This is a genomic window from Falsiroseomonas oryzae (assembly GCF_027856955.1).
In the GTDB taxonomy this organism is placed as follows: Bacteria; Pseudomonadota; Alphaproteobacteria; order Acetobacterales; family Acetobacteraceae; genus Falsiroseomonas; species Falsiroseomonas oryzae.
On record NZ_JAPSMD010000960.1, the window covers coordinates 1 to 680 of the forward strand.

The following is a 680-nucleotide window of genomic DNA, read 5'->3' on the forward strand; positions in this document are numbered from 1 at the left end:
GGCGCGCGGCTGCGGCGCGGCCATCGTGCTGGCCGGCGGCTATGCCGAGACCGGCGGCGACGGCGTCGCGCGCCAGGCGGCGCTGCGCGCGGCCTGCGGATCGATGCGGCTGCTGGGGCCGAACACCATCGGGCTGGTGAACCTGGCGGACCGCATCGTGCTCTCGGCCTCCGGCGCGCTGGAGATCGAGGACCTGCCGCCCGGGCGCATCTCGCTGGTCTCGCAATCCGGCGGGATCCTCGGCGCGGTGCTGTCGCGCGGCGCGGCGCGGGGCATCGGCTTCGCTCGGCTGGTCTCCACCGGCAACGAGGGCGACCTCGACATCGCCGACATGCTCGACCACCTCGCGGACGACGCCGCCACGGACGTCATCGCGCTATATCTGGAAGGCCTGCGCCGGCCGGACGCGTTCCGCGCTGCGGCGCGGCGCGCGACCGCGGCGGGCAAGCGGATCGTCGCCTTCAAGGTCGGCCGGTCCGAGGCCGGCGCCAGCGCCGCGATCTCCCACACCGGGGCGCTGTCGGGGGAGGACCGGCTCTACGGCGCGCTGTTCCGCCAGCTCGGCATCATCCGCGCCGAGCGCTTCTCCGACCTGCTGGACATCCCCGCCGCCCTGGCCGCCGGGCGGCGCGCGCGCGGGCGCCGCGTGGCGGTGCTGACCTCCACCGGCGGCGCGGGCG

1 pseudogene is annotated in these 680 nt (G+C 77.1%); it reads left to right on the plus strand.

Annotated features, from left to right (window positions below):
- Positions 1–680: pseudogene (locus OZN99_RS32955) on the plus strand (acetate--CoA ligase family protein); the annotation flags it as partial.